This is a genomic window from Acetobacter oeni (assembly GCF_011516825.1).
GTDB lineage: Bacteria > Pseudomonadota > Alphaproteobacteria > Acetobacterales > Acetobacteraceae > Acetobacter > Acetobacter oeni.
Genome location: NZ_WOTA01000012.1, coordinates 70312 through 85604, shown reverse-complemented (window position 1 = coordinate 85604; position 15293 = coordinate 70312). Strand labels below are relative to the sequence as shown.

Sequence of the window (15293 nt, the reverse complement as noted above, 5' to 3'; positions counted from 1 at the left end):
GGATATTTTCAGTAAGAAACGTACACATCTTTCAGAAGGTCATCTTCCACGGGCAGAGGCGCCGCTTTCGCCGCCACAACCGCCGCCTCGACCGCGTCCTTCACGGCCATATCCACATCATCGAGCGCGGCGGCTTCCAGAAGCCCGGCTTCGGTGACGCGTCGCCGAAAATTCACGAGACAGTCATGATCCGCGCGAAGTTCCGCGACCTCGCCTTCGGCGCGATACGTCATCGCATCGCCTTCGAAATGCCCGTACCAGCGGGCCAGATGCACATGCACCATCGCCGGTCCGTTGCCGTTGCGGGCATGGCTGATGGCCTCTCCGGCAGTCTGGTAGACGGAGAAGAAGTCATTGCCGTCACACTCGAAATACGGCATCCCGAAACCGGCTGCCCGGTCCTTCTGGTTTCCCGCGCAGGCATAGGACGAGCCCGTCGCCTCGCCATATCCGTTATCCTCGACCACGAAGACCGCCGGGAGGTTCCAGACCGTCGCGAGATTCAGGCTTTCAAGCGTGCTGCCTTCGTTGGAAGCACCATCGCCATAAAAAGCGATGGCAACAGCACCGTCTTTAAGAGTTTTGTGTGACAGCGCCGCGCCGCAGATCAGCGGCGGTCCGCCACCGACAATGCCGTTCGCTCCGAGCATCCCCAGCGACAGATCGGCAATGTGCATCGACCCGCCTTTTCCACGGCACACGCCCGTCTGGCGACCATAAATTTCCGCCATCATGCCATCTACGCCAACACCTTTTGCAATGCAGTGTCCGTGCCCGCGATGTGTGCTGGCAATGGTGTCGGTGTCGGTGAGATGCGCGCAGACACCGACGCCGGATGCTTCCTCGCCACAATAAAGATGTACGAAACCCGGAATTTCGCCTGTTGCGAACTCAACATGCAGACGTTCCTCGAACTCGCGGATGGTTCGCATCGAGCGATAGGACCGAAGCAGAATATCACGGGCAATTTGCATGGTATCTCCCCTGTTTGTCAGCGGTTGTTCTGTTATTGTCAGTGCCACCCGGCCTTTCTGAACTGCCTGAACGAAACGGTGTTTGACGGGCGCGGGTAAGAGTGCTGATTATCAGGGTCACGCTGATGTGAAATGTCAGGGTGAGGAGTGTCGCGGTTCTGCGACACTCTCGAAATGGCAGCCTGAAAACAAAGATGCCAGACAGGATCCGAAAGAAAAAAATAATGAGCGAAGCGATCCTCATTCCAGACGACCGGCTTGCGGCACTGCCTCCCCATATCGCCGCATCATGGACGCGTTGTGCGACTGTCTACCGGCTCGATCCGAATCAGCGCGTATCGCCCGAACTGCTTTGCGGCGCCGAACTGCGACAGGCGTGCAGCCGCATGGGCTCACTCATGAAAATCGCTGAACCGGAACTCGACCGTCTGCACGGCATCGTCTCGACGCTCGACTACACCGTGCTGATGGCCGACGCGCAGGGTGTGATCCTGACCAGCCGGGGCAACCATCCGCTGGAAAAGGGCCATCGACGCTGGCATCTCTGTCCAGGCGCGCGGTGGTCCGAGCGGGAAGCCGGTACAAACGGGGTCGGCACAAGTCTGGTCGAGGGAAAACCCGTCACGGTCCATATGGAGCAGCACTGGCGTCTCGGGCTGCGCTATCTCGCCTGCTCCGCCGTGCCGTTTTACGGGCCGGACGGGCAACTTACGGGCGTGCTGGACACCAGTTCGACACGGCCTGACCCGGGCGGGCGGATCGCCTTTATGATGGAAGCTGTTCTGATCGATGCCGCCCGCCGCATCGAACGCCGCAGCTTTCTCGAAGCGTTCCGGGATCAGACCGTGGTTCTGCTGGGAGAAAGCAACGAGGTCTCGCTGCCCATGGTCGCTCTGGACGAATCCCGCGTTGTGGTGGGGGCGACCTTCGCGGCGCGACCTATGCTCGGGCTGAACGGCAACAGCAACAGCAGCATCTGCTTCGATCTTGGCACAAGAGGACGCGGCGTGCCGGATTTTCATGAAGCAGAACGCGCCGTCATTGAAGGCGCGCTGGCGATGTCAGGCGGTAAAATCGCGCCTGCCGCACGCCTTCTCGGGATCAGCCGGTCAACACTGCATCGTAAAATTCGTGCGATGCAGGAAAATACAGGCTCTGTTCAGGCTTAATCTAGATGAGGGATTTTCCCACAGGTTACGGGCGCTGCCTGAACCCGGCAGGAGCCACGGGCCCCGGCCTTTGGTGGGTCTCAGGGCAAAGCCCTGAGAAAAACGTCAACTCTCAACAGGAACAGAACCGGATACATGATGGCCGTGCCAGCACAGCCGACCGGCTCTGACGGACGCGACCGGGTAGCCCGCCCCGCGATCCGTCAGTCTTAAATTACCAGGATCTGTAAGGCGCATAACCCGGATAAACCGGATAAGAAGGATAGGCATAAGGCGTGGCCATCGGATAAGGCCCGCCCGGAACGGCATAAACCGGCGGCGGCGGACCATAGGCGACAGGTGGCGGAACCGCGCTGGCAACCGCCATGCCACCGAGCGCACCAAGCGCCACACCGCCGATAATCCCGCCAACCACGGCGCCAGGTCCCCAGCCGGGACCACGGTGCCACCGCGCGCCGGGAGGCGGCCCACCCCATCCCGGGCCACCATGTCTCATCTCGTATCCGCGGGCGCTGGCCGTCGCAGGTATAATCACGCTGCCGGCAAGTACTCCGGCCAGAGCCGGGATAACCATGAGTGAACGAAAGGATTTGCGCATGTCATATCTCCCTGACCGGACACATCGCAGGGACGCCCCGGCCGATGAGACCATCTGGCGCCGCCATCATGGCGAATTCCGGGCAGGGAGTGCGACAAATCGTCACACTACGCCGGGAGAGAGCAATCAGAGTTCCGCGGCGGCCTTCTCAACGAGCGCGGTATGCTCCGCCGGCTTCACCTTGCGCCAGATTGCCCGGACGCGCCCGTCCGCCCCGACCAGGAACGAACTGCGCTCCATCCCGAAAGACGTGCGCCCATACATGGATTTTTCAACCCAGGTGCCATATTTGTCGGCAAGCTCATGCTCCGGGTCGCTGGCCAGCGGAAATTCCAGCCCGTATTTGTCGGCAAATTTGTCGATCTTCGATACCGGATCGGGGCTGATCCCGATGACCGTGAGATGAAGTCTGCCCAGCGCGGGCAGGGCCTCCTGAATGCCACAGGCCTGCGTCGTGCAGCCCGGCGTATCCGCTTTGGGATAAAAATACAGGAGGTACGGTTTGCCCGCGAGGTCACGGGTTGAAACTGTCCGGCCGCGACTGGCCTGCAGGGTGAAATCCGGGGCCTTATCGCCCACGGCAATGGGTTCGTTGCTCATGCCGCCAAGCCTGCCCGAGTGCCGGGCGCCGTGCAACGACCGTCACGGCCTGGAACGAAATTATGATGGCGGCCGGCCTGCCGCGTCCCCGACCGGTCCGATCAGACGCGTGAACAGTTCCCGAACCGTCAGAGCCAGTTTCTCAACCCGTGCGGTGAGTTCGGACAGACCGGACGCCCCCATGCTCCGACACAGCAGTTCCTGCGTAACGGGCGGCAGATCCCGCATCGGGTCCGCCGGAGGGGAGGGACCCCGGAGCAGCCGCAGAATACTCTGGAGACTCCGCCACGCCTCATCCGCGTCGACCAGAACCCGGGCATCCTGCCGCGACAGCACCCCGGCCCGCGCCAGCAGGCGGAACGCCCGTGGCGTGCAGGGAGAGCGGGCCTCCGCTGAACCCGCGATCAGTTGCAGGGCCTGTGCAATGAACTCCACCTCCATCAGCCCGCCGGCCCGGCGTTTGACATCCCATGGTCCGGATGGCGGCATATCCCGCGCAAGGCGGGAGCGCATCGCCGCCGCATCCGCCCGGATATCCGGCGCCGGTGTCTGGCCGGACCCGGAGAGAATCGACTCCAGATCCGCCTGAAGCGTTGTCTTCATTACCTGTTTCACGCCCGCCTCTCCGGCCGTCGCAACGATCCGGGCGCGGGTAAGCGTCATTCGCTCCCACGTCCAGGACGATCCGGCGTGATAACGCACAAACGCAGCGCGTGAGACGGCGACGGGTCCGGCCGCGCCCGAAGGGCGAAGCCGCATGTCCACTTCGTAAAGCGGTCCTTCCGCATCGGGTGCCGTCAGCGCCGCGATGAAGCTGTTGGCAAGGCGAAGATAATACTGAGACACGGCCAGTTCACGAACCGGCGACTCCGTCGCGCCCGGCAGGGACGAGCTGGACGAAATGTCCTCCGGATGATCGAAAATCAGCATCAGATCGAGGTCCGACCCCGTCATCATCTCGCGCGATCCGGCCTTGCCAAGCGCCACGACCGTCACGCCGCCGCCCTCGACCCGGCCATGCCGGATGCGATGCTCGCGGAATGTGGCCTCCAGCAACACGCCGATCACAACATCCGCGACAGTTGTGCGGGCAAGCGCCGCTTTATCCTCAGTGAGACGCCCCTCCAGTCGGGCGACGGAGAGACGGAACTCCTCGGCCCGGACGAGCGGGCGAAGCCGCGCCACCAGAAGCTCCCGGGGCGGCTTTTCCGCCGCCAGCAGCCGGATCTGCCCGGTTGCCGTGCTGAGAGCCGTCTCGTCACTCTCCTGTGGCTCAAGCAGCCCCTCAAGTGCCGATGGTATATCGGCCAGATGGCTGGCCAGAAACGGTGACGCATCGAAAATGGCGACAATACGGGTAATCAGCTTCGGGTTGCGCTCCAGAAGCGACAGCAGCTGCACCCCGGCCCGCTGCCTGGACAGCAGTGTGTCGAAATGACGCACACAGCCCAGCGGGTCACGCCCGGCGATAAAGCTGGTGAGCAGTTGTGGCAGCAGATTGCGCAACAGCGCATGCGCCCGTTCCGACCGCAGTGCCCGCCGGGTGTTGCCGGCCCAGTGCGACATGATCGTCGCCGCTGCGTCGCATTCCGCCTCCGGAAAGCCGGTGGCGCCCAGCCGCGCCGGCAGATCGTCGGCGTTCAGGTCGAACTCCGGCATGTCCGCCGCGTCTTCAGGCGCGGGCGTCCTGAAGTGCCGTTCGAAAATCCGGCGGGCCGCCCGCATCTGGGGCAGCAGATCAAGCGCCAGATCGCCGCCGCTCGCATAACCGAGAAACAGGGCCAGCGCCCCGAATCCCGCCTCCGTGTCCGGGAGCTGATGCGTCTGCTGGTCCGCCCGCATCTGCACGCGATGCTCGGTTTCACGCAGCAGCCGGTAAGCCCGCGCCAGAATCTCCGCTTCCTCCCGCGGCATGTGCCCCGAGCGCGTCAGCGTGCGCAGCGCGCCCAGCGTCGTCCGGTCCCGCAGGCCGGGCGTCCGTCCGCCCCAGATCAGCTGCATGGCCTGGGCGACGAACTCGATCTCCCGGATGCCGCCTTCGCCCAGTTTGACATTGTGGCCCAGAAGCCAGTGCACATCTCCGTCCGGATCGGTCAGAATCGAATCCGACAGCCCGGCCAGCCCCGTGCGTCCCGGTTTCCGGTGCCGGTCGATCTTCGCTTTCATGTCGTGAATGTCGTCGATCAGCGCGAAATCGAGATGACGGCGCCAGACAAACGGGTGAATGACCCGCAGAAAATCCCGCCCGAGCGTGATGTTTCCCGCCACCGGGCGGGCCTTGGTCATCGCCGCCCGCTCCCATGTCTGGCCAAGACTTTCATAGTAGGAAATGGCAGCCGGCATCGACACGGCCAGCGGCGTCGCGGACGGGTCCGGGCGCAGGCGCAGATCGGTGCGAAAGACGTAACCATTCGCATCGCGTGCTTCCATGAGCCGGACAAGGTCGCTAGTCATGCGAATGAAAACCTGCCTGGCGGAATCCGGATCCTCATGCAGAGTGGCGTCAAACAGCGCCACGAGATCGATATCCGAGGAGAAGTTCAGTTCCCGCGCGCCCAGCTTTCCCATCGCCAGCACAACGTAGCCACTGCCACGCGCAGGACGCGCGGGGTCTAGCAATGAGAGGCGCCCGGCATCATGGGCCGCACGCAGCAGATGCCTGACAGCAACATCGAGTGCCGTATCAGCCAGCCGGCTCAGCGCCTGCGTGACCGATTCCAAGGTCCAGAACCTGCCGATATCGGCCAGCGCGCTCGCCAGCGCCACGCGCCCCTTTGCCTGGCGCAGCGCCGTCGCGATCATCTCGAGTTCACCCGTGACCGGCAGCGCCGCGATTCCAGCCAGCGCGGCATCGGTGAAAACATCCGGTCCGTCCGTGATCAGGCGCACGAAATCATCCGGCGCGCGCCGGATGAGATCCGCCAGATAAGGGCTGTTTCCACCGATACAGGCGAGCAGATCCGGGATTCCCGGCGCGTGCAGCATGCCAGGGTCAAGCTCCGCCTCCCGCCACAGAGCGGTCATATCTTCCAGGAAACGATCCGCCGCCTCCGGATCGGCCGCCTCCGGCCACTCCGCCTCCGGCCAGCCGGGATGACGCCGCGCCCGCCAGCCGATCTCGCGCCGCGGTTCCCGTGCCGGCTCACGGGTGTCGTCATCCGGAGAGATGTGATCGGAATCGCCACATTTCCGGCGCATTGCCCCGGTCTTTGCCGGAGCGGCGGACGGCACGGAAGCAGACGGGCGAGAGATTTTACGGTGGGGCATGAGCTTTACGCAATAATGGGCCAGCAAGGGATGCGGCGATGAGCGATCCCGGTCAAGCCGGCCCGTCGCGATCCGGGATTTCCGGTTCCGCTCCGCAATTGAAAAAGAAGCGTCCGAAACGTCTGCTGATCGCCGGGCTGGCCGCGATCGGTCTCGTTATCGGTCTGCCGGCTCTGGCCGTTCTGTCGCTGCTGGTCGCGATGATGTTCGGTCCGGTTGACGTCACTCCCGCGCTCCGTCCGTTCCTTCCCCTGGCCGTTATCAACGGGCCGAAAGGCGCCCCGCCGCGCGGCAGACTCGATATCGCCCGCGCACGGCTGTGCTGGACAGGTCTGCGCGATGGCTTCGGCTCGCCCGTCCTGCTTGAACTCGATGACGTGCGGATTCTCGATTCAGCGGGCCATGTGGCGGACCGGATCGCCTCCGGCGCCATCGCCCTCGATGCGTTTCCTCTCCTTCATGGCGCGATCGCCGTCACCGATCTCCGCATCAGCGGCGCCGGCATCCTGCTGCGCCGCAACGCCGGTGGCGCGATCGACCTGGACCTGCCTGGCCCGGCGTCTTCCGCAGGCGGGGGCCTGGCGGTCGACCCGTCGAAACTCCACCGTGTTCTGCTCAGCAACACGCACATCACTCTGGCCGATGACCAGCTCCACGCCCGATGGACCGTCGATCCGCTGGAAGCCGACCTCACACCCGTCGCCGTGAAACACCGGCACGGCCTGTCGGGCACACTGACCGTCGGCGTCTCGGAAGTGCCGGATCAGGGCGACGCCACACATCCTTTCCAGGCAAAACTGACGGCAAAAGGTGCGCTGGCTCCGGATAACACACTGGCCTGGCATATCGCGCTCGACCCCGTAACGCCCGCTGGCCTGGCCTCCGTGCTGCCGGGGCTGGATGCCGTACGTGCCCCGGTCGGGCTGGATGCAGACGTGATCCTCCGCGCGGGACCGGTCCGCCATTACATGATGCCGGCCGATGTCAGTGCCATGCTCTCTCTCGGCGAAGGGCAGATAAAAGCCGCGGGATCATGGCTGTTCACGCAGCACGGCACCGCCGCCCTGCATCTGACTCCCGGTGACAGAAAGGCCGGCTCCTGGCCCGTTCGTCTCACTATCGGGAATGTCGCCATCCAGCTGCGCGAGCCCCCCGTGCTCCCTGCCGCGCCCCCTGTCGCGTCAGCCCCTCCGGTCGTCGTAACCCAGCCGGCCAGCCCGCCTTCGTCCGCAACAGCCGCGCCGGAGATCTTCCCGCCACCACAGTTTACCGCCAGCGGAGAGTTCGAGTGGAAGAATATAGGTGTCCCGCGCAAAGTGACCGGAACGGCGAGTGTTGCGCTGTCCGACATGCCGTTCACAAAACTGGGGACCTGGTGGCCCGCCGCCGCCGCGAAAGGCGCCCGTCTCTGGGTGACAAAAAACATCACGGCCGGAACGGTGCGGAATCTGCATATCACGCTCGGCATCGGTCCCGACCGGACAGGACAGTCCGCTGACGTGACCAGCGTTTCGGGCGGTCTCGACGGGCAGGCAATGGAACTGCACTGGCTGCGTCCGATCATCCCGATGGAAGGTCTGGACGCCCATCTCGAATTCGTCGATCCGCGCACCATTAAAATCGGGTTTCAGAACGGTTATCAGCCCACGATCCGCACCGGCCACAATGTCGGTGCCACCGGCACCGGGAAGCTGATCCTCAAACCCGGCAGCATGATCATCAGCGACCTGGACAAGAAAGACCAGATCGGCACCATTCATGTCGAACTCGCGGGCGATCTGCGCGACCAGCTCGCCCTGCTCGCCGAACCGCGTCTGCACGTCCTGTCGCGCCACCCGATCCCCTTCACACATCCGCGTGGCAACGCGCTGATCGGCTTCACGCTGCAACTGCCGCTCCGCGCCCATGTGAGCACCGACGACATGACGCTGGACGGTCACGCTCATCTCACCCGTCTGCATCTGGGCGACGTGGCCATGGGGCGGGCCGTCGATGACGGAACGCTGGATACCGACGTCACCATGCACGGCATGACCCTGGCCGGTCATGTGCTGTTCAGCCACATCCCCGCCGATGTAAAAGCCGACACGACTTTCGATGATGTGCCGTCAGGCGGGACGGTCGATCACGTGCTGGCCCATCTGCACCTGACTCCGGAGAACGTCGAAGCGGCCGGGATTCCGGTCAGCAGCTACTTCTATAATCGCGCCGAAATCGCTGTTAATTACACCATGATCAAGGATCTGCCCGATACCGTCGCGCTGGACCTGAACATGCTGAACGCCGGCATCCATCTGCCTGTCTGGAGCAAGGCCCCGTCGGTTCCGGCCAGTGCGCACGCCGTGCTGTATGTTGACGACGGCAAGCTTCAGTCCGTCGAGGAAATCAGAGCTTCAGGTCCGGACCTGAAGCTCAACGGCGAGGCGAAATTTCATCCGAACGGGCCACCGGAACTGCTGCTGCCGAACTTCCGGATCAGCCGTTCCGTCGGCTCGGCCCGGCTGACCATACCCTTTAGCAACAGCGGCCCGATCGCCGTTCATGTCCGGGCCAGCACCCTCGATCTCACGCCTCTGGTTCAGGGTAAGCCCAAAGACACCGGGTCGACGCCGACGACGTTCCATGTGCCGGAAGCCGCCAGCGGCCGGATCAAAGGGCCGCCGGGCCGTTCCTGGCTCATAGACGTTGATGCCGACACCCTCTGGTATGGCAAAGACAGCGCCCTCGGCGGCGTCAGAGCCCATATCGATCATAACGGCACCCGCATCGAGCGACTGCGTTTCGCCATGACCACGCCGACACCGGCCACCGTCAACATCGAACCTGCGGGAAATACCCGGCGATTCACCGCCGATGTGCCCGATTTCGGCATGCTTCTCGACAAGCTCAGAGTGACGGACCTCATGAGCGGCGGCCATGCGAAGCTCGACGGCCGTTTCGATGACACGCGGGCCAGCGCACCGTTCAAAGGCACGCTGAACGTCACCCCTTTCGTGATTACAAGAGCGCCCGAAGCTCTCCGCATCGCGCGAAACCTGTCCATCTACGGCTGGCTGAATACAAAAAACGAATCAAAGTTCGAGGTTCTGCGGTTCGAGATGCCGGTCTCCTTCGCCGACGGCATCCTGCATATCCACGATGGCCGGGCCGGAAACGGCGCTCTCGGCGCCACCCTGGAAGGCCCGGTCAATCTCGATGCCGGAACCCTCGATCTGTCCGGCACCATTGTCCCCGCCTTCGCCGTCAATGCCCTGCCGGGCGGCCTCCCCGCGATCGGTCGCCTGTTCGCGCCGGAAAAAGGCGGCGGTTTCCTCGCCGTAAAATTCGGGTTGAAAGGTAAGCTGGACGATCCGGCATTTTCCGTCAGCCCGTTCAGCATTTTCCTGCCCGGCGTACTGCGAAAGATTTTCTGATCCGTCAGCCTGGCTGCTCATCTTTGCCGGATGGCCCCGGCATGCCTATATCGTGATTCCATGACCCGTCGGATCTGACCGCCGCCAGAGAAGGAGACCACCATGTCCGCGACACAGGATGCCCCGACCGCCCCTGAGGCGGGACCGGACGGAACCGCTCTCGTCCCGGTCACCGTCCTGACCGGCTTTCTCGGCGCCGGCAAAACCACGCTGCTCAACCATATCCTGACCGCCGAACATGGCCGGAAATATGCTGTTGTTATCAATGAGTTCGGCGAACTCGGCGTCGATAACGACCTCGTCGTCGATGCCGACGAGGAAGTGTTCGAAATGAACAACGGCTGTATCTGCTGCACCGTGCGCGGCGATCTGATCCGTATTCTCGGCAGCCTGATGAAACGCCGTACGAAATTCGACGGCATCATCGTCGAAACCACCGGCCTTGCCGACCCCGCGCCCGTCGCGCAGACCTTCTTCGTCGATGAGGACGTGCGCGGCAAAACCCGCCTGGACGCCGTCGTTACCGTCGTGGATGCTTACAACGTGCTTCAGACGCTTCAGGAGAGCCCGGAAGCCGTCCATCAGGTCGCGTTCGCCGATGTGATCATTCTCAACAAGACCGATCTCGTCAGCGAAGCAAAGCTGGATGAGATCGAGGCCCGGCTCCGGCAGATCAATGCGTATGTCCGGATTCACCGCGCTCAGCGCGGCAATGTCCCGCTGACCGACGTGCTGGACCAGGGGGGCTTCGATCTCGAACGCGCCCTGGCCTATGAGCCTGATTTTCTCGAAAATACCGAACATTCGCATGAAGAAGGCGTCACCAGCGTCTCGTTCACCGTCACCGAGCCGCTGCATGAGGGGCGTTTCAACGCCTGGATCAATGCGCTTCTCCAGGAGCAGGGCGCCGATATTCTCCGCTCCAAAGGCATCCTGAATTTTGAAGGCCAGGATGATCGTTTCGCGTTCCAGGCCGTGCATATGATGGCTGATGGCGGGTATATCGGCCCGTGGAAAGACGGCGAGAAGCGCGAGTCCCGCCTGGTGTTCATCGGCAAGAACCTCAACCGCCCGCGTCTGCGTCGCGGATTCGAAAGCTGCCGCGCCTGACCTGATGTCCCGCCCGGACACGCGCCGGGTGGGACATGTGTGTCCGCAGCCTGAAATACCGGGCTGAAACGCTGGCCCGAAACACTGGAAAGAATGGAACCGGAATGAGCGATCAGTCGGCAGAATCCGTGTTCGCCGGAATCGTGGATCATCGCGGCGCGGAACGGACGACAGACGGGCATATCACCGCCTGCTGCGCCTCGCGCGATAACAGCGCCTTCGCCTTCGCCACGGCTGAGGGCGACCTGATTATCGCGGACCGGGCAGACCTGAAAAGTCCCGATAAATGGACAGTTGTGGAAGCCCATGACGGCCCCATCCCCGCCCTCGCGCCGGATGTGGCCGGAAATACCTTCCTTACCGGCGGCGAAGACTGCAAGCTGGCCCGCGTCTCCACAGACAGCGTGGAAACGCTCGCCAAAACCCGCCGCTGGATCGAACATGTCGCCACATGGGCGGGCGGCAAAACACAGATTATCGCCTGCGCCACAGGCAAGGACGTGCAGATTCGCAAGGGCGACGGCACCACCCTCCTGCGGACGCTCGAACATCCCTCCACAGTCTCGGGCATTGCCTTCGATGCCAGAGGCAAGCGCCTCGCCGCCTCACATTATAACGGCGCGTCCCTCTGGTTCGTGCAGTCGAAGGACGGCAAACCGCGCCAGCTGGAATGGAAAGGCAGCCATATCGGCGTCGCCATCCATCCCGGCGGAGAAGCGCTCGTCACCTCCATGCAGGAAAACGAACTGCACGGATGGCGTCTGTCGGACGGCCATAACATGCGCATGAGCGGCTACCCGTCAAAGGTCGCCTCGCTGGCCTTCACCCGCAATGGCAGATGGCTCGCCACCAGCGGTGCCGATTGTGTCGTGCTCTGGCCGTTCTTCGGTGGTGGCCCGATGGGCAAACCGCCCGCCGAAATGCCGGGCATTCCGGGCGTGCTCTGCACCCGTGTCGCCACTCACCCCACGCAGGAGCTGCTGGTCGCCGGCTTTGCAAACGGCGCGGTCCTGATGATCGACTACAATTCCCAGCGGGTTCTGCCCGTCTGCACCGGAGATGGCGACGCCGTCACGGCGCTGGCCATCAGCTCCGACGGCTGCACGCTCGGATACGGCACGGAAAACGGACGGATCGGTCTTGTTAATCTGTCATCCGACTCCTGAAGAATGTCTTAGCCATGCGACCCGTCCCCGGAGGCCCGCAAAAACAGATACAGGCCCCCGGGAACGTGGCTGCTGTGCGACAACGCTCCGCAGCGTGTGTTAAAGACCGGTATAAACACAATATTCTGACTGCCGCGTACAATCGTGTCGCCGGAATGTGACCGTCCGGGGAATAGCGTGTTCCGGCCCGGTGGGCTGTTATTATTCATCTGCGTCAGGCAGATGCATCTCATCTGCGCGCCTGCTTCAGCCGCTAATGAGACCAGACAGAAGAGCGAAGGTCCGCTCAGGCGGCCTTCTGAAAGGTAAATCCCGTGAGCAGAAAATCCCGCCTCGTCATTGTTGGTGGCGGTATCGCCGGTCTTGCGCTCGCAACCAGACTGGGTGACACGCTCGGTCGAAAAGGCCGCGCCCAGATCACGCTCGTCGATGAAAGTTTCTCTCACGTCTGGAAACCCATGCTGCATTGCTTCGCCGCCGGTACGGCCGCCAATGAAGCAGACCGCATTCCCTTCGCCTCCCACGCCGCCGGTCACCATTTCGAATTCTGCTACGGCGCCATCTCCGGCCTGGATCGCAAGGCGCAGCGTCTGACACTCGCGCCACTGCTCGAAGACGGCGAAAAAGTCCTGGATGAACGCACCCTGGATTACGATGCCCTCGTTTTTGCAATCGGCAGCCGCGCCAACGATTTCGGCACGCCCGGCGTTGCCGAACACTGTCAGTTCATAGACAATCTCGTCGAGGCCAACGCGTTCAACGACAAATTCCGTCGGGCCGTTCTGCAGGCCTATTCGATCGGAAGACCGCTCGAAATCGCAATCGTCGGCGGCGGCGCGACCGGCGTGCAGCTGGCCGCGGAACTGCACAAGGCCCTTGATCTGGCCGCGCTCTACAGCTTCGTGCCCGGCAAGCCGGAACTCAATATCTGCCTGCTTGAGGCCGGCCCCCGTATTCTTCCCGCTTTTCCGGAGAATGTTTCGCACGCGGCGGCCCGCCAGCTCCGCGCCATCGGAATCGACGTCCGGACAGGCGCCATGGTCAGTGCCGCTGACGAAAAAGGTTTCGTGCTGAAAGACGGCTCGCGGGTCGATGCGACCTTCCGGGTCTGGGCCGCCGGGGTCTGCGCGCCGGAAGTGACTGCGAAACTCGGCGGCCTCGCCTGCGGCAGATCAGGCCAGTTGCTGGTCGGACCGACCCTGCAAACAACGGAAGATTCGCGTATTTTTGCAGTGGGCGACTGCGCGAACGTCTCAGACAGCCCCCTCGCGCCGACGGCACAGGTCGCGCGTCAGCAGGCGCATCACCTCGCCTCGCATATGGGCGCCTGGCTCCTGGGTGACCCGATGCCGCCGTTCGAATACCATGACAAGGGCGCGATCGTGTCGCTGGGTGATTACAACGGCTGGGGCGTCTTCGCCGACGGAAAAACCTTTGGTGGCGGTCGTCTGCATGGGCTTTCCGCCCGCCTCGGTCACTCAGCGCTGTATCGTCAGCACCAGTTCGAACTGCACGGCATCGCGCGCGGCACGGCTGCCTGCCTGTCCGACTGGTTCGGCGGCTACGTTCAGCCATCCGTCCGGCTGGACTGATAAGGAACGCTGCCCGGCTTATCTGGCAGCGGCCTGTTGTCAGCCCTTCTTTTTTGTGGTCCGGGCTGTCACCGTTCTGACAGCCACCGCTTTCTTCTTCGGAGCGGCGGCGGCCGCCGTCGTGCGGCGCGCTGCCGGCTTCGGTGCGGATGCAGCGTGTGATGGAGATTTCCCGGTCAGCTGCTCAATCAGATCTTCATAACGCGACAGATAATCGTTCAGACACAGCGTCGCTTCCGCCTCCGCCCGGGCGGCCCCGCCGAGACGTTTTGCCAGACGCCTGTCATCAAGAATCTCGAGAACATTGTCCGCGATGCTCAGAGGCTCGGAAAAAGGAGTCAGCAGTCCCGTCTGGCGATCCTCGATAAATTCCCGAACCGGCGCCGTGTCGCTGCCGACGATCGGACACCCCGTCGCCATCGCCTCCCGCAACGACCAGGACGCCACAAAAGGATAGGTCAGATAGACATGCGCGTCTGATCGCTTCAGCAATGCGCGGAAATCGTCGTAAGCTACTTTTCCGACGAAGTGAATCCGGCTCAGATCAAGCTGGCCCTGGAGCTCGGAGAGCATCCTCTCCCGCCATGTGCCATTCACAAGCCGCGAGCCATAGCTGACGCCATCGCCCCCCACCATGATGATCCGGGCCTGCGGACACTCTTTCTGAATCCGGGGCAGGGCGCGCATCAGAACATGGAAACCGCGATAAGGCTCCAGATCGCGCGAAACATACGTGACCAGCTTATCTTTCGGCGAGATCGTGACGTCTTTGATCTGCAACGTCCGCTTCGCGGCCTTCGGGTCAGGCGCGCAAAGGTCCAGATCCACGCCTTCACGCAGTACCGCAATCCGTGACTGCGCCCATTCCGGATATGTATTGCGCTGGAACAGCGTCGGCGTCTGTCCCAGGCCAGGATTGTTCAGAGCCTGAAGATTGATGGCGTTCTTGGCCCGGATTTTCGGAAGCATTTCGGGAATGAGCGGAAATTCCGGATCGAAACCAACATCATATTTGTCGGTGTGATAAAAAAATTCAAAATAACCGAGAAGCGGCACCCCGGGGAAAACATCCTCCATATTGAGGAGCTCACCCCATCCGTGATGACCGATGATAATGTCCGGTACGAAACCGAGAGTTCGTAACGTCATGGCTGCCTGCGCGACAGCATCCGCGCGTGTCAGCCCGAGATCAAATTCCCTGGCGCCGGGATGCACACTGTCGGTCGTCTTCGTCGGCATGCGATAAATAACGCGTCTGACACCCGATATAGCATTCACATTGCCTTCACTGATGAAGACAACTTCATGGTTTCCCGATTTTGCCAGGCGACGCACGATATGAAGGAACTGGCCAGGAAAATTCTGGTGTACAAAAAGGAATTTCAAAATCGTAACCTGATTTCA

The 15293-nt window shown here is 62.7% G+C and carries 10 protein-coding genes; 5 read left to right on the top strand and 5 right to left on the bottom strand.

Features of this window, described 5'->3' with window-relative positions; translation table 11 throughout:
* Positions 1 to 8 precede the first annotated feature (8 nt).
* Positions 9 to 974, bottom strand: coding sequence for a thiamine pyrophosphate-dependent dehydrogenase E1 component subunit alpha (locus tag GOB90_RS09720; RefSeq protein ID WP_146887728.1), 966 nt, complete (start codon positions 972 to 974; stop codon positions 9 to 11).
* A gap of 224 nt (positions 975 to 1198) precedes the next feature.
* Here GOB90_RS09720 and GOB90_RS09715 point away from each other — a divergent pair, with 224 nt between their 5' ends.
* The gene (locus tag GOB90_RS09715) at positions 1199 to 2143 is read left to right on the top strand and encodes a helix-turn-helix domain-containing protein (protein ID WP_146887730.1); all 945 of its coding nucleotides are present in this window, start codon (positions 1199 to 1201) and stop codon (positions 2141 to 2143) included.
* A 214-nt stretch (positions 2144 to 2357) separates the two neighbouring features.
* Here the strand turns inward: GOB90_RS09715 and GOB90_RS09710 are convergent, their stop codons facing one another.
* The 3 genes from GOB90_RS09710 to GOB90_RS09700 all read right to left on the bottom strand — a co-directional run bounded on the left by GOB90_RS09710 (position 2358) and on the right by GOB90_RS09700 (position 6539).
* Positions 2358 to 2741, bottom strand: coding sequence for a hypothetical protein (locus tag GOB90_RS09710; RefSeq protein ID WP_146887732.1), 384 nt, complete (start codon positions 2739 to 2741; stop codon positions 2358 to 2360).
* A gap of 126 nt (positions 2742 to 2867) precedes the next feature.
* Positions 2868 to 3341, bottom strand: coding sequence for a thioredoxin-dependent thiol peroxidase (bcp, locus tag GOB90_RS09705; RefSeq protein ID WP_146887735.1), 474 nt, complete (start codon positions 3339 to 3341; stop codon positions 2868 to 2870).
* Positions 3342 to 3401: 60 nt separating this feature from the next.
* Positions 3402 to 6539 carry a bifunctional [glutamine synthetase] adenylyltransferase/[glutamine synthetase]-adenylyl-L-tyrosine phosphorylase gene (locus tag GOB90_RS09700; protein WP_146887804.1) on the bottom strand — a complete coding sequence of 1046 codons (3138 nt, stop codon included), beginning with the start codon at positions 6537 to 6539 and terminating at the stop codon, positions 3402 to 3404.
* A 107-nt stretch (positions 6540 to 6646) separates the two neighbouring features.
* Here GOB90_RS09700 and GOB90_RS09695 point away from each other — a divergent pair, with 107 nt between their 5' ends.
* From GOB90_RS09695 to GOB90_RS09680, 4 genes are all read left to right on the top strand, one after another.
* Complete coding sequence (locus tag GOB90_RS09695) at positions 6647 to 10021, top strand: AsmA-like C-terminal region-containing protein (RefSeq protein ID WP_146887737.1); 3375 nt, start codon at positions 6647 to 6649, stop codon at positions 10019 to 10021.
* A gap of 102 nt (positions 10022 to 10123) precedes the next feature.
* Complete coding sequence (locus tag GOB90_RS09690) at positions 10124 to 11131, top strand: CobW family GTP-binding protein (protein WP_146887739.1); 1008 nt, start codon at positions 10124 to 10126, stop codon at positions 11129 to 11131.
* A gap of 104 nt (positions 11132 to 11235) precedes the next feature.
* Complete coding sequence (locus GOB90_RS09685) at positions 11236 to 12297, top strand: WD40 repeat domain-containing protein (protein ID WP_146887741.1); 1062 nt, start codon at positions 11236 to 11238, stop codon at positions 12295 to 12297.
* A gap of 314 nt (positions 12298 to 12611) precedes the next feature.
* A complete protein-coding gene (locus tag GOB90_RS09680) occupies positions 12612 to 13889 on the top strand; it encodes an NAD(P)/FAD-dependent oxidoreductase (RefSeq protein WP_146887743.1) in 1278 nt (425 codons plus the stop codon).
* Positions 13890 to 13928: 39 nt separating this feature from the next.
* On the opposite strand, the gene GOB90_RS09675 is transcribed toward GOB90_RS09680, so the two are convergent.
* Positions 13929 to 15275, bottom strand: coding sequence for a glycosyltransferase family 4 protein (locus tag GOB90_RS09675; protein WP_146887746.1), 1347 nt, complete (start codon positions 15273 to 15275; stop codon positions 13929 to 13931).
* Between the last annotated feature and the right edge of the window lie 18 nt (positions 15276 to 15293).